The 16,963-nt window shown below is 63.0% G+C and carries 16 protein-coding genes; 12 read left to right on the forward strand and 4 right to left on the reverse strand.

The features are described from left to right. The first annotated feature begins 1 nt into the window (after position 1). From AC07SU_RS08175 to AC07SU_RS08185, 3 genes are all read left to right on the forward strand, one after another. The gene (locus AC07SU_RS08175) at positions 2-700 is read left to right on the forward strand and encodes a hypothetical protein (protein ID WP_176997587.1); all 699 of its coding nucleotides are present in this window, start codon (positions 2-4) and stop codon (positions 698-700) included. A 157-nt stretch (positions 701-857) separates the two neighbouring features. Continuing rightward, complete coding sequence (locus tag AC07SU_RS08180; RefSeq protein WP_494996715.1) at positions 858-1,409, forward strand: DUF3455 domain-containing protein; 552 nt, start codon at positions 858-860, stop codon at positions 1,407-1,409. A 125-nt stretch (positions 1,410-1,534) separates the two neighbouring features. Continuing rightward, the gene (locus AC07SU_RS08185) at positions 1,535-2,287 is read left to right on the forward strand and encodes an outer membrane protein (protein ID WP_176997589.1); all 753 of its coding nucleotides are present in this window, start codon (positions 1,535-1,537) and stop codon (positions 2,285-2,287) included. A gap of 16 nt (positions 2,288-2,303) precedes the next feature. Here AC07SU_RS08185 and AC07SU_RS08190 read toward each other — a convergent pair whose 3' ends face one another. The 4 genes from AC07SU_RS08190 to AC07SU_RS08205 all read right to left on the reverse strand — a co-directional run bounded on the left by AC07SU_RS08190 (position 2,304) and on the right by AC07SU_RS08205 (position 5,963). Then, a complete protein-coding gene (locus AC07SU_RS08190; protein WP_494996716.1) occupies positions 2,304-3,131 on the reverse strand; it encodes a hypothetical protein in 828 nt (275 codons plus the stop codon). Then, positions 3,119-3,319, reverse strand: a complete 201-nt coding sequence (locus tag AC07SU_RS08195; RefSeq protein WP_494996717.1) for a hypothetical protein — start codon at positions 3,317-3,319, stop codon at positions 3,119-3,121. Before AC07SU_RS08195 ends, AC07SU_RS08190 begins: the two co-directional genes overlap by 13 nt. Positions 3,320-3,441: 122 nt before the next feature. Then, positions 3,442-4,020: a cupin domain-containing protein gene (locus tag AC07SU_RS08200; protein WP_176997592.1), complete on the reverse strand. Its 579-nt coding sequence runs from the start codon at positions 4,018-4,020 to the stop codon at positions 3,442-3,444. Further along, complete coding sequence (locus tag AC07SU_RS08205) at positions 4,008-5,963, reverse strand: oxidoreductase (protein WP_494996718.1); 1,956 nt, start codon at positions 5,961-5,963, stop codon at positions 4,008-4,010. The genes AC07SU_RS08200 and AC07SU_RS08205 overlap by 13 nt, the downstream gene beginning before the upstream one ends. Before the next feature lie 164 nt (positions 5,964-6,127). Here AC07SU_RS08205 and AC07SU_RS08210 point away from each other — a divergent pair, with 164 nt between their 5' ends. The 9 genes from AC07SU_RS08210 to AC07SU_RS08250 all read left to right on the forward strand — a co-directional run bounded on the left by AC07SU_RS08210 (position 6,128) and on the right by AC07SU_RS08250 (position 16,963). After that, on the forward strand, positions 6,128-6,886 hold the full coding sequence (locus tag AC07SU_RS08210) for a class II aldolase/adducin family protein (RefSeq protein WP_176997594.1): 759 nt from the start codon (positions 6,128-6,130) through the stop codon (positions 6,884-6,886). 41 nt (positions 6,887-6,927) lie between these two features. Continuing rightward, a complete protein-coding gene (locus AC07SU_RS08215) occupies positions 6,928-7,566 on the forward strand; it encodes a TetR family transcriptional regulator C-terminal domain-containing protein (protein ID WP_176997595.1) in 639 nt (212 codons plus the stop codon). A 148-nt stretch (positions 7,567-7,714) separates the two neighbouring features. Beyond that, entirely contained in the window at positions 7,715-8,506 is a 792-nt protein-coding gene (locus AC07SU_RS08220; RefSeq protein ID WP_494996719.1) for an enoyl-CoA hydratase/isomerase family protein, read from the forward strand. 27 nt (positions 8,507-8,533) lie between these two features. Next, positions 8,534-9,694, forward strand: a complete 1,161-nt coding sequence (locus AC07SU_RS08225; RefSeq protein ID WP_178924057.1) for an acyl-CoA dehydrogenase family protein — start codon at positions 8,534-8,536, stop codon at positions 9,692-9,694. Between the two features lie 18 nt (positions 9,695-9,712). Beyond that, positions 9,713-11,818 (forward strand): acetate--CoA ligase family protein, encoded by a 2,106-nt coding sequence (locus AC07SU_RS08230; protein WP_494996720.1) that lies wholly within the window; start codon positions 9,713-9,715, stop codon positions 11,816-11,818. After that, the gene (locus AC07SU_RS08235; RefSeq protein WP_494996721.1) at positions 11,811-13,418 is read left to right on the forward strand and encodes a 5-guanidino-2-oxopentanoate decarboxylase; all 1,608 of its coding nucleotides are present in this window, start codon (positions 11,811-11,813) and stop codon (positions 13,416-13,418) included. Before AC07SU_RS08230 ends, AC07SU_RS08235 begins: the two co-directional genes overlap by 8 nt. 19 nt (positions 13,419-13,437) lie before the next feature. Further along, a complete protein-coding gene (locus tag AC07SU_RS08240; protein ID WP_494996722.1) occupies positions 13,438-15,024 on the forward strand; it encodes an ABC transporter substrate-binding protein in 1,587 nt (528 codons plus the stop codon). Positions 15,025-15,172: 148 nt separating this feature from the next. Next, on the forward strand, positions 15,173-16,132 hold the full coding sequence (locus AC07SU_RS08245; protein ID WP_494996723.1) for an ABC transporter permease: 960 nt from the start codon (positions 15,173-15,175) through the stop codon (positions 16,130-16,132). Between the two features lie 3 nt (positions 16,133-16,135). Further along, positions 16,136-16,963 carry an ABC transporter permease gene (locus AC07SU_RS08250; RefSeq protein ID WP_176997602.1) on the forward strand — a complete coding sequence of 276 codons (828 nt, stop codon included), beginning with the start codon at positions 16,136-16,138 and terminating at the stop codon, positions 16,961-16,963.

Raw genomic sequence — 16,963 nt, forward strand, 5'->3', positions numbered from 1 at the left:
TATGTCCACCCAATGCATGAACGCGTTTTCATCCACCAAGACCTTTCTGCAACAGAACTTCATGACGGCCAAGCGTATTCCTTCCGGGCTGGTTGCCGGCCTGAATGTGTTTGACGTCAATGATCACAAAGCCGGCGGCTTTCGCCTGGCGACCCTGGATAAACCGGGGGAGTACGGCAAGGTCGAGCGGCCACTGATGGGGCATTGGGTGCCCCAGGGCAGCTTCTGTGACATTCCTGCCAACCCCGGTGCGACTGGCTATGTGTTCACGCCGGATTTCAGTGGTTGTTCGATCCTGATCGACCACATCGACGACACCACCTACCGGGTGTTCCATGTGCAGGGCGGCAGCGATTATCTGAACAAGGAGTACCTGAGCCGGTTTGATGGGCATGGCCTGGGATTCGCCACGGCCATGACGTTCGATGACTATGGCGAGGATGCGTACCCACGAGGCTTTGCCTTTATGAAGTTCGAGGAGGGCCGTTGGTGGATTTATTTCCAGCGCCAGAACGGCGTGGGGCTGAACTTTGCGTACGGCAAGTTCCAGATGAATGGGGCGCAAACCGTGCGCGGCGGGGGGCGTATCCCGGTGCCGAACCTCAAGCGTGAGTCGCCGCGACACGGCGTGGTACACAGCGGCAAGGCGCTGCCGATGCCCGCCAGTCAACGCGCGGAGTTGAAGGTGGAGGTCTGGTAGGTGGGGCGTTTTCGCCGGGTCTGGAAAAAAGTCGGGAATAAATACTTCGGGTCGGTTGTTCATCCTGCAGACGCTGATAACCAGCCGTGATCGACTACCGATGGATCCCAAAATGATTGACCAGACCCTTCTCGACCCTTCTTCTGACAGGCGAACAATGAGCAACACCGACCCCGACGTTGTAGCGCGCCGTAATCGCCTGGCGCTGATGGTATTGCAGGTGATCGGCCTGGTGGTGCTGGTGCTCTGTGCAATCGACGCACAGCGTGCCCAGGCCCAGGACCTGCCGGAACCGGCCGCGGGAGCTGCGAAACATGTGCTGATGACGGTGCAGGCAACGGGTGTGCAGATCTACACCTGCGCCAAGGACAGCAACGGCCAGTTGGGCTGGCAGTTTCGCGAGCCGCTGGCCACGTTGATGATCAACGGCAAGACGGTCGGTCGGCATTTCGCCGGGCCGACCTGGCAGCTGGATGACCGTAGTGCGGTGGTGGGCAAGGTGCTTGCCCAGGCCCCGGGGGCCGGCCCCAAGGATATCCCGCTGTTGCGCCTGGGGGTGGTCGACCATCAGGGCGAGGGTGGGCTGGCGCAGGTGGTTGCCGTGGAGCGCTTGCATACGTTGGGCGGTGTGTTCAGTGGCAGCTGCGAGCAAGCCGGTGAACTGCACGTGGAACCCTACAGCGCCGACTACCGCTTCCTCGGCCAATAGCCTTACCCCGAACTGTTCGGTTCGGTGCTGACCCCCCTTATCTGAATTCACGCTTCGCGCCGATCCCATTCGGCGTGCGGCAACGCTGTGCCTGTCAATCAACCAAAAAAACCAGGAGCTTCTACATGATCACTCGTTTACTCGGCGTTACTGCGCTTACTGTGGTGGCTTGCGCCTCCGTCCAGGCTGCCGAAGGCCCCACCGACTGGACCGGTTTCTACGGTGGCCTGAGTGCCGGCTACGGCTTTGGTGGCGACGGAGACGTCAACACTAAGGGCCAGGCTGCACCGAACATTGCCAACATCAACGGCGGCGCCCGCCCGGGTCGGGTTGACCTGGACCGCAATGGCCTGCTGGGCGGTGCGCAGATCGGCTACAACTACCAGTTCGGCCAATGGGTTGCCGGCATCGAGGCCGACATCTCCCACACCGACCTGCAAGACAGCCGCACTATCGGCACCTCGCAACTCAACACCCACCTGGCGCTGAACAACAAGTTCGAGTCGAAGATCAAGTACCTCGGCACCCTGCGCGGTCGCTTCGGTTATGCCTTTGACCACACCTTGATCTACGGCACGGCCGGCTTGGCCTACGGCGAAACAAGCCAGAGCGTCGACATGTTCGGTCCTACTGGAAACACGCAGTTCAGCGGCGATCAAAGCCATTTCAAGATGGGTTACACCGTGGGCGCCGGTATCGAGCAGGCGATTACCCAGAACCTGTCGTTCAAGACCGAATACCTGTACTACGACCTGGGCGAGGACAAGCTGAACGTGGCGGTGATTCCGGGCAGTGGCGGGGCGGGCACCGGGTACGACTCCAAGTTCAAGAACGATGGGCAGATGCTGCGCGTGGGGTTGAACTGGAAGTTTGATTGACGTGACGCGCAAGGCCTCAGGCGCAGGCGCTTGAGGCTTTCAACGGGCGCGCCGGGCGGTGTTGGTAGAACTGGCCCTGGCGTGCCTTGCGGTGTTTGCGGGACTGGAAGCTGTTCCAGGTGGTGAAGTCGAAGCGCGTGGCCGAGACGACGTTTTCCTGGATAAGCATGATGGGCGCCGGTGTGATCACGTTTGCGTAGTGGGTGTTGAGCGTGACTTCGAGCGTGTCTTTGTCGCGGTAGCCGCTGAGCAGGGGGATCAGGGTGAATGCGTGGTCCACACCGTCCGACTCAGTCGGCCCGCCAACCACGGCAACAATGCCTACATACACTTTTCGGTCACTGAAACTGAACATGCACGGCACTTGTTGTTGAATTGACTCCTTGAGCAACGTCTTGAACGGTGTGCCTTCAAGAATACCGAGGGTCAACTGCCAGTCCAACTGCGTGGCATTTTCGAGACTCAGGCGGCTGCTTTTGGACAGGACATACAACCGTGCCCAGCAAAAAGGCATGAGCATCGATGTCAGCCCGACTTGCAGCAGGAACACCCACAGCGTGCAGTTTTTTTCATTGGCAATATCGAGTTGCACCAACTGGGAACCCAGATAGTCACTGTAGTCGGTCGGGACCAACCTACCGCCCGCGTACAGGTTCTGTTTTGACACGACCAGTACCAGAGCACTCAAGAAGGTGGCTGCAAGCAGGCAAGCGACTCCCAGTCGCGCTACCTGCAGATAAAGCAACTGCCCATCGAAGCGATGCAGGCGGCAGTAGTAATAGGGGTGTTTGATGCAGACCAGATAACCGCTGACCAGCAGTGGCAGAATGATTAGCAGGCCCATGAATCGTCAGTCTCCATTTTGCGGATCTGGCGTATCGCATTCCGATAGTTTTGCGAGGACATGATCTCGACGGGGTCCAGCGAGATGTACCTGCCCGTGATCTTCCAGGTCTTGAGCGACTTGACGGCCTTCGCGGTCGCCAGTTCATCCGGGGTGGGTTTACAGCACAGCAGATGCAATCCAAACATAGCCACAACCTCGAAAAGAAGTAGCCAGTTTTATAGCAAGCGCTCCCAGGCCTTCACCACTGATGGCCGCCACGCCACTGTCGCCAGTTCCCGTAGGAAAGGTCTCCATTGCCACCAGCGGCTTAAAATGTCGGCGGTGTTATCACCCAGATCACCACGGTTTCCACCTTGCCCGGGTTGCCATAGCGATGGGGCTCGTTGCTGGCAAAGCTGAAGCTGTCGCCCTCATCCAGCAAAAAGCGCCGCTCACCCACCCACAACTCAAACTGCCCACTCAGTACGTACCCGGCTTCCTCACCCTCATGGCTGTAGCTCTCTTGACTGTAGGTGCCCGGAGGAAAGCACGAGTGCAGCATTTCCAACTGGTGATTGGGCAACGGCGTCAGCAGTTGATCGACAATGCCGTCTTCGTAGCGAATGCTCTGGCGGTTGCCCCTGCGCACCACATAACCTTCGTCCTCCGCTGCCGGCACGGTTTCGCTGGCGAAGAACCACTGGATGGTCACCCCCAGGCTGCGGGCGATATTGAACAGCGCCGGGATCGACGGATAAGCCAGGTTGCGCTCCAGCTGGCTCAGGTAGCCGGCGGTCAATTCACTCATCTGCGCCAGGTCCGTCAGCGTCAGGCCGCGAGCCTTGCGCAGGCCGCGAATGCGGGTGCCCAAAAACAATTGCGCTGATTCGTCGTTCAAAGCGTCCACGCTACCTTCAGTCCTTCATAGATCGCCTCTTCGGCGGTGCGCGGTGCCAGGCAATCGCCAATGCGATCGAAGGGCATCACCCCTTGCAGCTGTGCACCCAGAGTGTCTACCGGCTGATGGCCCTGGCACAACACCAGGGTGTCGACCGATTCGAGCAACATCGGCTCGCCGCTGGCGGTGTGTTGCAGGTACACGGTGCTGTCATCACAGCCGTAGAGGCGGGCGTAGGGAATGATCGGGATGCCCAGGCGATGCAACTCGCCGGCCAGTTGGTCGCGCACATACAGCGGCAGGTTTTCCCCGCAATGTGTGCCGTTGACCGCCAGTTGTACGGCGTGGCCGGCGCGCACCAGGCGTTCGGCAATGCCGGGGCCGATCCAGTCGCAGCGCCAGTCGACCACCACCACCGAACGACCCAGTTCGACCTCGCCGCGCAGCACCTGCCAGGCGTCGACCACTTGCAGCTCGCCGCCTTGTTCGAAGGCCGGCCAATAGGGTTCGGCGCCGGTGGCGATGATCACGTGGTCGGGTTGCTCCCGTTCCACCAGGGCGCGATCAACCCGGGTGTTGCGCACCACACGTACGCCCGCCAACTCCATCTCCCGTTGCAGGTTGGTGCTGGCGCCGCCGAACTCACTGCGCCGTGGCAGCAACTGCGCCAGCAGCACCTGGCCACCCAATTGCCCACTGGCTTCATAGAGTGTCACCGCGTGCCCCCGCTGTGCCGCCACGGCCGCCGCCTTCATCCCAGCCGGGCCGCCGCCGACCACCATCACACGCTTGCGCGTCATCGCCGGGCGCGGGTCGCCGAATTGCAACTCGCGGCCGGTCTCCGGATGCTGGATGCAGGAGATCGGCAGCCCCTTGTGAAAGTGACCGATGCACGCCTGGTTGCAGGCGATGCATGCCCGTACATCCTCGGCCTGACCGTTTAGGGTTTTGGCGGGCATCAACGGGTCGCAGATCAGCGCGCGCGTCATGCCGCACACATCGGCCTGGCCTCGCGCCAGGATCAACTCGGCCTCCTGGGGCTGGTTGATACGCCCGGTGACGAATAGCGGAATCGACAGGCTGGCCTTGAACGTGGCCGCCTCATCCGCCAGGTACGCGGCGGCAATCGCCATGGGCGGCACGATATGGATCGCGCCGCCCAGTGACGCCGATGTGCCCGCAACGATATGCACGTAATCCAGGTGCGTTTGCAGGCTCTGCACCGCTTCCAGGGATTCACTTTCGGTGAGACCTTCGGCATCGCGCTCGTCGGCCGAAATACGCAGCCCGATGATGAAGTGCGTGTCGGTGACTTGCCGCACGGCGGCGATGATTTCTCGCAGGAACCTCAACCGTTGCTCAAGCGAACCGTTGTACCCGTCGGTGCGCCGGTTGACCCGAGGATTGAGAAACTGCGCCGGCAAGTAGCCATGGCTCGCAACCACTTCCACGCCGTCGATCCCCGCTTGATACAACCGCGAGGCTGCCGCCGCGTAGCCCGCGACGATCTCGTCGATCATCGGCTGCTCCAGCGCCCGAGGCATCACCCGGAACCGTTCGTTTGGCACCCCTGACGCGGAGTACGCCACTGCCAGCAGGCCATCGGCCGATTCCATGATTTCGCGGCCCGGGTGAAAGATCTGCGACAGCACCACCGTGCCGTGGGCATGGCAAGTCTCGGCCAATTCGCGGTAGCCCTCGATGCAGGCATCGTCCGTGGCCATCAGCACATGGGAGGTGTACCGCGCGCTGTCGTGCACCCCGGCCACCTGCAACACAATCAGCCCCACGCCACCTTCTGCACGGGCCCGGTGGTAGGCAATCAACTGCGGGTTGACCCGGTTGTCGGTGGGCATCGAGGTGTCGTGCCCGCTGGACATGATGCGGTTCTTCAGGCGTTTTCCCCGCAGTTGCAGGGGCTCGAACAGGTGGGGAAAGGCAGCGTGCGACATGGTGCGGATACTCCAGGCGCGATTGTTGTTATTTTTCTATAGGAGGTGAGCGCCAGTAAAAAATCAACCTGTTTTTTTACTGGTGCTTGTTTTTCATGGGTGCTTGTTTTTCTACTGAAGAGTGGATTAGCGTCGCCATCACCCACCCCGCCCGGAGCATAAAAATGACTCACTCCACCGAACAGCAACTGCGTGAAGAGCTTGCCGCGTGCTACCGCTTGATCGCGCACTACCGCATGAGCGACCTGATCTTTACCCACATTTCGGTGCGTATTCCCGGGCCGGAGCATCACTTCCTGATCAACCCCTACGGGCTGATGTTCGATGAGATCACCGCCTCCAGCCTGGTGAAGATCGGCCTCGATGGCCGCGCGGTGGAGCCCTCGGCGTATGCGGTCAACCCGGCCGGTTTTGTCATCCACAGTGCAATTCACGGTGCCCGAGAAGACGCCCAGTGTGTGCTGCACACCCACACCCGTGCGGGCTGCGCGGTGGCGGCACTGGAGTGCGGGTTACTGCCGGTGAACCAGATCTCCATGGAGTTCTACGGCAAAGTCGCTTACCACGATTACGAAGGCGTCGCCCTGGACATGGACGAGCAGCGGCGGCTGGTGGCCGACCTGGGTGACAAGCCGGTGCTGATGCTGCGCAACCATGGCTTGCTCACGGTGGGCGAGACGGTCAGCCAGGCATTCCTGCGCATGTACTACCTGGAGAAAGCCTGCGATATCCAGATCGCCGCCCAGGCCTGCGGCACGCTGATCCTGCCGTCTGCCGAGGTGTGTACCTACACCGAACAGCAATTCAACAACCCGGACAGGCCGCTGGCCGAAGGCGAGCTGGTTGACCTGGACGCCATGCAACTGGCCTGGGCGGCGTTGCTGCGCATGCTGGATCGGGTGTCGCCGGGTTACCGGGAGTGATGTAGAGTCTGGCTGCCGACTCAACTGCAGGAAACCGCCGCATGACCCAGGAATCCCGTTTTTCCCGGATGGACCCGGAAGTGCGCAAGGCCAATCTGGTCCAGGCCACGCTGACGTGCCTCAAGCGCGACGGCTTCCAGGGCGCGTCGATTCGCAAGATCAGTGCCGAGGCCGGGGTGTCGGTGGGGCTGATCAGCCATCACTATTCGGGCAAGGATGAGCTGGTCGCCGAGGCCTACCGCACCATCACCGGCCAGGTCATGAGCCTGTTGCGCGAGACCATGGCCAAGGCACCGCCGGACCCTCGGGAGCGGCTGTCGGCGCTGTTCCGTGGCTCGTTTTCCCCGGAGCTGCTCGACCCGCACCTGCTGGATGCCTGGCTGGTGTTCTGGGGCGCGGTCAAGACCGCGCCCGCCATCAACCTGGCCCACGAACACTCCTATGGCGAGTACCGCACCATCATGCGTTCGGCGCTGACCGACATGGCAGGGGAGGAGGGCTGGGAATACTTCGATGCCGACCTTGCCGCCATCGGCTTGAGCGCCTTGCTCGACGGGCTGTGGCTGGAGTCGGGGCTTAACCCCGGCACCTTTACCCCGGAGCAGGGCATTCAGATCTGCGAAGCCTGGGTCGACGGCCTGCAGGGCGCCGGGCGCCAGCGTTACCAGCTCAAACCCTGAGCCTTTCTCGCCGCCTGGGCGCACTGTCCGGGCCGGCATTTCTCCTCTGAAAATATTTGCAGTTTGCCGATTGCCACCTTACTGAACGCTCGTTTAGTATCTCGCCATGTCGCACCCCTCAAGCCAATTAAAATAATTCGAGGAAGCCATGACGATCGATTCGCCCGTGCTCACCGCAGTGCAAGCAGGCGTTGCCTGGATCACCCTCAACCGTGGGCCCCAGCGCAATGCGCTCGATATCCCCACCCTCAAGCACCTGCATGCCTTGCTCGACGGCTTCAACGCCGACGCCAGCGTGCGGGTGGTGGTGTTGACCGGCAGTGGCCGCAGCTTCTGCGCCGGTGCCGACCTGGCGGAATGGGCCGATGCCGAAGCCCGTGGCGCCCTGGAAACCTACGGCTGGACCGAAACCGCCCACGCCCTGATGACCCGCTTGCACACCCTCGACAAACCCACGATTGCTGCCATCAACGGCACCGCCGTCGGCGCCGGCATGGACCTGACCCTGTGCTGCGACCTGCGCGTCGCCGCCCAATCGGCACGCTTCAAGGCCGGCTATACCAGCATGGCCTACTCGCCGGACGCCGGTGCCAGCTGGCACTTGCCGCGCCTGATCGGCACCGAGCAAGCCAAGCGCCTGCTCTTCCTGGATGAGCTGTGGAGCGCCGACCGCGCGCTGGCCGCCGGGCTTGTGGGTGAAGTGGTCGCCGATGACCAACTGCAGGCCCACACCCTTGAACTGGCGGCACGCCTGGCCAACGGCCCGACCTTCGCCTTTGCCCAGACCAAGACCCTGATCCGCGAAGGCGCCGACCGCAGCCTGCCCGAGCAATTGCAGGCGGAACTGGCCGCCGGCCTGTTGTGCGGGCGCAGTGCTGATGGTGCCGAAGCCCTGCGCGCCTCGATGGAAAAACGCCTCCCGATTTTCAGCGGCAAATAACAACAACACCTCCGAACAGGTAGCGCCATGAATTTCCAACTCAGCCAAGAACAAGACATGTTGGTGGACGCGGTACGCAGTTTTGTTGCCAAGGAATTGCTGCCCCATGAGGAGGCCGTGGACCGTGCCGACGAGGTCTCGCCAGCGCTGGCCGCACAGATCCGCGACAAGGCGATTGCTGCCGGTTTCTATGCCTTCAACATGCCGGAAGAGGTGGGTGGCGGGGGCCTCGACTACCTGTCCCAGGCCTTGATCGAACGCGAGTTGTCGAAGGTGTCGTGGGCGCTGCATGTGTTCGTTGCGCGCCCCTCCAAGATCCTCATGGCCTGCACCGGCGCGCAGATCGAGGACTACTTGTTGCCGTGCATTCGGGGCGAGAAAATCGACTGCTTTGCCCTCACCGAACCGGGGGCCGGCTCTGACGCCAACGCCATCAAGACCCGTGCGGTGCGCAGCGGCGATGACTTTGTGATCAACGGCAGCAAGCACTTTATCAGCCATGCCGGGCACGCCGATTTCGCTATCGTGTTCGCGGTCACCGACACCTACGAGCACAACGGCCGGCAGCGCAATGCCGTGACCTCGTTCCTGGTGGACCGCGGCACGCCGGGCATGACCATCCGCCGTGGCCCCAAGTGCGTGAGCAACCGTGGCTACCACACCTATGAAATGTTTTTCGACGACTGCCGCGTGCCAGCCTCCAAAGTGCTGGGCGAAGTGGGCAAGGGCTGGGACGTGGCCAATGCCTGGCTGACGGCCGGCCGTGTGATGGTCGCCGCTAACTGTGTCGGCCAGGCCCAGCGGGCGCTGGATGTGTCGCTGCAATGGGCGGCTGATCGCAAGCAGTTCGGCCAGCCGATCGGCACCTACCAGGGCGTGAGTTTCAAGCTGGCCGACATGGCCACGCAAATCCGCGCCGCCGAGCTGTTGACCCTGCACACCGCCTGGAAGATGGACCAGGGCAGCATGACCGACGGCGAGGCCGGCATGGCCAAGCTGTTTGCCAGCGAAACCCTGGGCAAGGTCGCCGATGAGGCCGTGCAGATTTTTGGCGGCATGGGCCTGATGGACGAAGGCCCGGTGGAGCGCATCTGGCGCAACGCGCGGATCGAACGGATCTGGGAAGGCACTTCGGAAATCCAGCGCCATATCATCGCCCGCGAGCTGTTGCGGCCACTGTTGCGCTGATCGGCGCGGAGAACGCTTATGTCCCAGGCTATTCGCGACAACCTCAAGCGCCTGCTGGCGCCCCGGCACCTGGCCTTTGTGGGCGGGCGCAGCATGGCCCGCGCACTCAAGCGCTGCGCCGAGGGTGGTTTTGACGGGCCGATGTGGCTGGTCAACCCGCAGCACGACAGCCTTGATGGCATCCCCTGCGTGCGCCGGGTTGCTGATTTGCCCTGCGCCCCGGATGCGGTGTTTATCGCCACCAACCGTGAACTGACCCTGACCTGCGTCGCCGAGTTGGCCGCCATCGGCACCGGCGGCGCCATCTGCTACGCCTCCGGGTTTGCCGAAACGGGGGCCAGCGGCGCGGCCCTGCAGCAACAGCTGTTAGCCGCTGCGGGCGACATGGCCTTGCTCGGCCCCAACTGCTACGGCCTGCTCGACTACCTGCACAGCTCGGCGCTGTGGCCGGTGGCCCACGGCGGCAAGGCGGTGGAGAAGGGCGTGGCGGTGCTGACCCAGAGCGGCAACTTCGCCTATAACCTGTCCATGAGCGACCGCTCGTTGCCAGTTGCCTACATGGCGTCGGTGGGCAACCAGGCGCAGCTGGGTGTTGCCGAATTGATGGACGTGTTGCTCGATGAGCCGCGTGTCACTGCCATCGGCCTGCATCTGGAAGGCTTGAAAAATGTGCCGGGCTTTGCCCGTGCGGCGCACAAGGCGCTGGAAAAAGGTATCCCGATCATCGCGTTGAAAACCGGCGTGTCGCAGATTGGTGCCGAGCTGGCTTTGAGTCATACCAGTTCGTTGTCCGGCTCCGATGCGCTGTATGACAGCCTGTTTGCGCGGCTGGGGGTGATTCGCGTGAGCGGGCCGGTGAGTTTTGTCGAGACCCTCAAGGCCGCCGCGTGCGGCAACCTGCCTGCGGGTCATAGCCTGATCGCACTGGCCTGCTCCGGTGGCGATGCCGGGCTGATTGCCGACTACGCCGAGCGCAACCAGCTCACCCTGCCAAAACTCGACGAAGACCAGCGCGGCGAACTGGCCCACGTGCTGCCCAGCTACGCCAACCTGGTCAACCCGCTGGACTTCACCACCGCCATCTGGGGCGACCGTGAAGCCCTCAACGCCATGCTCGACACGGCGCTGCGCACTGACGCCGATGCGGCCATGCTGGTGCTGGATTACCCGGCGGAGTTCACCGGCGAGCGCAAGGAATGCGACCTGTTGCTGGATCTGTTTTGCGACGCCCTGGGTCGCCATGGCAAGACCGGGTTTGTCACCTCGGCGTTTCCTGAACTGTTGCCGCCCCATGCCCGCCAGCGCTTGCATGCCGAGGGCATTGCGGCACTGCAAGGGGTCGAGGACGCACTCGCGGCCTGGGGGCGGATTGCGGCATATCAAACCACCCGCCGTACCTTGCTGGCGCGCGGCGAATCGATCCTTGAGCCGCTCTGCCCGCAAGCACTGGATGGCCACGGATTGGCGCTGGATGAATGGACGTCCAAGCAAGCCCTGCGCGCCTTTGGCCTGGCCACGCCAGCCGGGGTATTGAGCACACCGGGGCGGGCCGTGGGCGATGCCGAGTTGCTGGGTTACCCGCTGGTGCTCAAGGCGGTCAGTGCAGATTTGCCGCATAAGACCGAAGCGGGCGCCGTGGCGCTCAACCTCAAGGACGGCGTCGCGCTGACCACGGCGCTGTCGCTGATGCGTGAGCACATCGCCGCGTATGCACCGACGGTGGTGTTTGACCAGTTGCTGCTGGAGTCCATGGCCACACCACCGTTGGCCGAGCTGATCGTGGGCATCAAGCGCGAAAACGATTTCGGCCTGGCCCTGGTCATCGGCGCGGGCGGCATCCTGGTGGAACTGCTCAAAGACAGTCGCAGCCTGTTGCTGCCCACCACCGATGATGCAATCCGCAACGCCGTGCTCAGCCTGCGCAGTGCGACCCTGCTGCAAGGCTTTCGCGGGCGAGACAGGGCGGACATGGAAAGCGTGGTCGCAGCGATCCGTGCGGTGGCCGATTACGCCTGTGCCAACGCCGGGCGCTTGCTGGAGCTGGATGTGAACCCACTGCTGGTCAGCGCCCACGGCGCCACGGCGGTCGATGCGTTGATCCGCCTGGGAGGTGAACATGTTTGACAAGACGATGACAGGCGGCCAGGCCTTGGTACGGTTGCTGGCCAACTACGGCGTCGACACGGTCTTCGGCATTCCCGGAGTTCACACCCTGGAGCTGTACCGGGGCCTGCCTGGCAGTGGCATTCGCCATGTGCTCACGCGCCACGAACAAGGCGCCGGCTTCATGGCCGACGGCTATGCGCGGGTCAGCGGCAAGCCGGGGGTGTGCTTCGTGATCACCGGCCCCGGCGTGACCAATGCGGCCACGGCCATCGGCCAGGCCTATGCCGATTCGATTCCGATGCTGGTGATCTCCAGCGTCAACAGCACCGCCAGCCTCGGCAAGGGGTGGGGCATTCTGCATGAAACCCAGGACCAGCGGGCGATCACGGCACCGATCACCGCATTTTCGGCGGTGGCGTTGAGCGCCGAAGATTTACCTGAACTGGTCGCCCGGGCTTACGCGGTGTTCGACAGCGAACGGCCGCGCCCGGTGCACATCTCAGTGCCGCTGGATGTGCTGGCAGCGCCGATCAAGCGCGACTGGAGCAGCGAGGTGGTGCGCCGTCCAGGGCGTGGTTTGCCGTCGGTTGACGCGCTGGAGTTGGCAGTGGCCAAGCTCGCGGCGGCCAAGCGGCCGATGATCATAGCCGGTGGCGGCGCGCTGGCCGCCGGTGAAGCCTTGCAGCGTTTGAGCACACAATTGGCCGCGCCGTTTTTCACCAGCGTGGCGGGCAAGGGCCTGTTGCCGATCAATGACCCGCTGAATGCCGGTTCGACCCTCTGCGTGGAACCCGGTTGGCAACTGATCAGCGAGGCGGATGTGGTGCTGGCCGTCGGCACGGAAATGGCCGACACCGATTACTGGCGCGAGCGCTTGCCGCTCACCGGAGAGCTGCTGCGGGTGGATATCGACCCGCGCAAGTTCAATGATTTCTACCCCTGCGCGGTGGCGTTGCGCGGCGATGCCCGGCAGACGGTGCAGGCGTTGCTGGAGCATTTGCCGACGGCATTGCGTGACCCCGCCGAGGCGGTTGAAAAAGTCGCGGCACTGCTCCAGGCCGTCGAGCTTGGGCATGGCCCGTTGCAGTCGATTCACCAGGCCATCCTCGACCGCATCGCGGCCGAACTGCCGGCCAACGCCTTCATCAGTAGCGACATGACCCAGTTGGCCTACACCGGCAACTACGCCTACCAAAGCCGTGCACCGCGTAGCTGGTTGCACCCCACGGGCTACGGCACCCTCGGCTACGGTTTGCCGGCCGGCATCGGCGCCAAGTTCGGTGCGCCGCAGCGGCCGGGCCTGGTGCTGGTGGGCGATGGCGGCTTTCTCTACACCGCGCAGGAACTGGCCACCGCCGTCGAAGAACTGGACAGCCCGCTGGTGGTGCTGCTGTGGAATAACGACGCCCTCGGCCAGATTCGCGATGACATGCTGAGCCTCGATATCGAGCCCATCGGCGTGTTGCCGCGTAACCCGGATTTTGCGCTGTTCGCCCAGGCGTTCGGCTGCACCGTGAACCAGCCACACAACCTGGATGAATTGCAGACGGACTTGCGCAATGGTTTCAAACGCAATGGCGTGACCTTGATCGAGCTGAAACATGCCTATGCCTGTTGACCTTTAGAGGAACAAGACCATGAGCGAAAACAACAACAAAATGACTCAAGTGATGCACCGACGGGATTTCCTCAAGCACAGCGCCGTGGCCGGTGCAGTGGCTGCTGCGTTCTCCATGGGCTTGCCGTTGCCGGCTTTTGCCGCTGATGCCACCCCCAAGCCCGGTGGCGTGCTGCGCCTGGGCCTGGCCGGGGGCAGCACCACCGACTCTCGCGACCCCGGCTCCTGGGTCGATACCTTCACCTTCGTCGGCTTCTCGGCGGTGTACAACACGCTGACTGAAATTGCCGTCAACGGCACCGCCATCCCTGAGCTGGCCGAGCGGTTCGAGTCCACCCCGGATGCGCGGGTGTGGACCTTCACCCTGCGCCAGGGCGTGACGTTCCATAACGGCAAAAGCCTGACCGCCGAAGACGTGGTGGTGTCGATCAATCACCACCTGAGCAAAGACTCCACCTCGGCGGCCAAGACCGTGCTCGGCGATGTCGCCAGCGTCAGCGCCAAGGGCAACGACACGGTGGTGTTCGAGCTGCATTCGGGCAACGCCGACTTTGCCTATGTGGTCGCCGATTACCACCTGGTGATCATGCCCGCCAAGGACGGCGTGGCCGACTGGCAAGCCGGTATGGGCACCAGCGGGTATCGCCTGAAGAGCTTCGAGCCCGGCGTGCGCATGGACCTGGAGCGCAACCCCGACTACTGGAAACCGGACCGCGCACACTTCGCCAGCGCCGAGCTGTTGGCCATTGCCGACGGCGCGGCACGGGTCAACGCGTTGGTCACCGGGCAAGTGGACGTGATCAACAAGGTCGACCTGAAGACCGTGGCGCTGCTCAAGCGCAACCCCAATCTGGTGATCGAGGAAACCAAAGGCGCCCAGCACTACACCTTCCCGATGTTGTGCGACAGCAACGAGTTCAAGAACAACGATATCCGCATGGCGATGAAGCATGCGATCAACCGCGAAAGCTTGCTGGCGTCGGTGCTGTACGGCTATGGCCTGGTGGGCAACGATCACCCGATCCAGCCTGGCAGTCGCTTTATCAACGCGGCGTTGGAGCAGCGCACCTACGACCCGGAAAAATCGCGCTTCTACCTGCGCAAGGCCGGCGTGGAATCGCTCAAGGTGCGCCTGCAAGCGTCCGATGCGGCCTACACCGGCGCGGTGGATGCCTCGGTGTTGTTCAAGGAGCAGGCGCGCCAGGCCGGTATCGATATCGATGTAGTGCGCGAGCCGGCCGATGGGTTCTTCTCCAATGTGTGGATGAAGCAACCGTTCACCACCTCGTTCTGGTACAGCAGCCTGACCGCCGACCGCATGTTCAGCATCGGCTACGCCAAGGGCGCGGCGTGGAATGAAACCCACTGGGACAACCCGCGCTTCAACCAATTGCTCACCGCTGCGCGTGGTGAGATGAACGCCCCGCTGCGCCAGGAGATGTACAACGAAATGCAGGCCCTGTGCCGGGACGACGGCGGCGCGATTGTGCCGTTGTTTGCCAGCTCCGTGGCGGCACGTTCGAACCGCGTGGCCCATGGCGCGCAGACCGCGCCGTATGGTGAGTTGGATGGGCTGCGCCTGATTGAGCGGTGGTGGCAGGCCTGAGTTCAACGACGAACACCTGTAGGAGCCGGCTTGCCGGCGATGGCTGCCTTGAGAGTGCCAGAGATGCCACTGGCCCTATCGCTGGCAAGCCAGCTCCTACAGGTAGCGGTGGTGTTTTTGAACGTGTGCCCAGTCAAGGAATCGCACGATGAATAGCTTGTTGAAACTGGTCCTCCAACGCCTGGCCCTCGGCCTATTCTCACTGTTCGCCGTCTCGGTGATCATCTTTCTCGCCGTGGGCATGCTGCCCGGCGATATCGCCCAAGCCATGCTCGGCCAGTCCGCCACGCCGGAAACCGTGGCGGCGTTTCGGGCGCAGTTGGGCCTGGACTTGCCGCCACTCACGCGTTTTGCGCAATGGCTGCTGCGTCTGTTGCACGGCGACCTGGGTGCTTCGCTGGCCAACCAGCGACCCATCGCCGATTTGATCGGCGCACGCCTGGGCAACACCTTGAGCCTGGCCGCGTTGGCGGCGTTGGTCTCGGTGCCCACTGCGCTGGTACTGGGCATGCTGGCGGCGTTGTATCGCAACAGCTGGTTCGACCGCCTGCTCAATACCTCGGCGCTCAGCGCGGTGTCGTTCCCGGAGTTCTTTGTCGCCTACCTGCTGATCCTGGTGTTCTCGGTGAAGCTCGGCTGGTTCCCCAGCCTGTCCAACCTGGCGCCGGACGCCACCCTGGGCACGATCCTGGAACGCTCGGTGTTGCCGGTCGCCACCCTGAGCCTGGTGGTGATCGCGCAGATGATGCGCATGACCCGCGCCTCGCTGATCAACCTGCTGGCCAGCCCGTACATCGAGATGGCGCGCCTGAAGGGCATCAGCCAGTCGCGGATTATCTGGAAGCACGCCTTGCCCAACGCGCTGGCGCCCATCGTCAACGTGATCGCGCTGAACCTGGCGTACCTGGTGGTGGGGGTGGTGGTGGTCGAAGTGGTGTTCGTCTACCCGGGCCTGGGCCAGTTGCTGGTGGACTCGGTGTCCAAGCGCGACATCCCGGTGGTACAGGCGTGCAGCCTGATCTTTGCCGCGACTTACATCCTGCTCAATACCGGGGCGGACGTGTTGTCCATCGCCAGCAACCCACGCCTGATGCATCCGAAGGGGTAGACCATGAGCCTGTTGAGCCAAGTGGCACGGGCGCCGTTGAGCGCCAAGTTCGGCCTGCTGATCATTGTGATGTACATCGTGGTGGCGGTGTTTGCGCCATTGCTTGCGCCCTATGGTGAAACCCAGGTGGTGGGTGAGGGCTTCGCGCCCTGGAGCGGCCAGTTCCTGCTGGGCACCGATAACCTGGGGCGCGACATGTTCAGCCGCCTGGTTTACGGCGCGCGCAACACCTTGGGCATCGCTTTTCTGACCACCACCCTCGCGTTTTTGCTGGGGGGCTTGAGTGGCCTGGTAGCGGCCATCAAAGGTGGCTGGATCGACCAGGGCCTGTCGCGGGTGGTGGACGTGCTGATGGCGATCCCGCAGCTGATTTTCGCGCTGTTGATCCTCAGCGTGGTCGGCACCAACGCCACCTCGTTGGTGCTGGTGATTGCCTTGCTGGATTCGACGCGGGTGTTTCGCCTGTCCCGTGCCGTGGCGATGACCGTGGTGGTGCAGGACTTCGTCGAGGCCGCCCGCCTGCGCGGCGAGGGCCTGTGGTGGCTGGTCACCCGCGAGGTGTTGCCCAATGCGGCCGCGCCGTTGATTGCCGAATTCGGCCTGCGCTTCTGCTTTGTCTTTTTGTTTATCAGTGCGCTGTCGTTTCTCGGCCTGGGCATTCAACCACCGACCGCCGACTGGGGCAGCATGGTACGTGACAACGCGGTGCTGATTACCTTCGGCGACATCAGCCCGTTGCTCCCGGCGCTGGCCGTGGCATTGATCACGGTGAGTGTAAATTTCGTCGTCGACTGGATGTTGCATAAATCCAGCGGCCTGAAGGAGTGTTGA

Source organism: Pseudomonas sp. GW821-FHT05H12 (assembly GCF_059419385.1).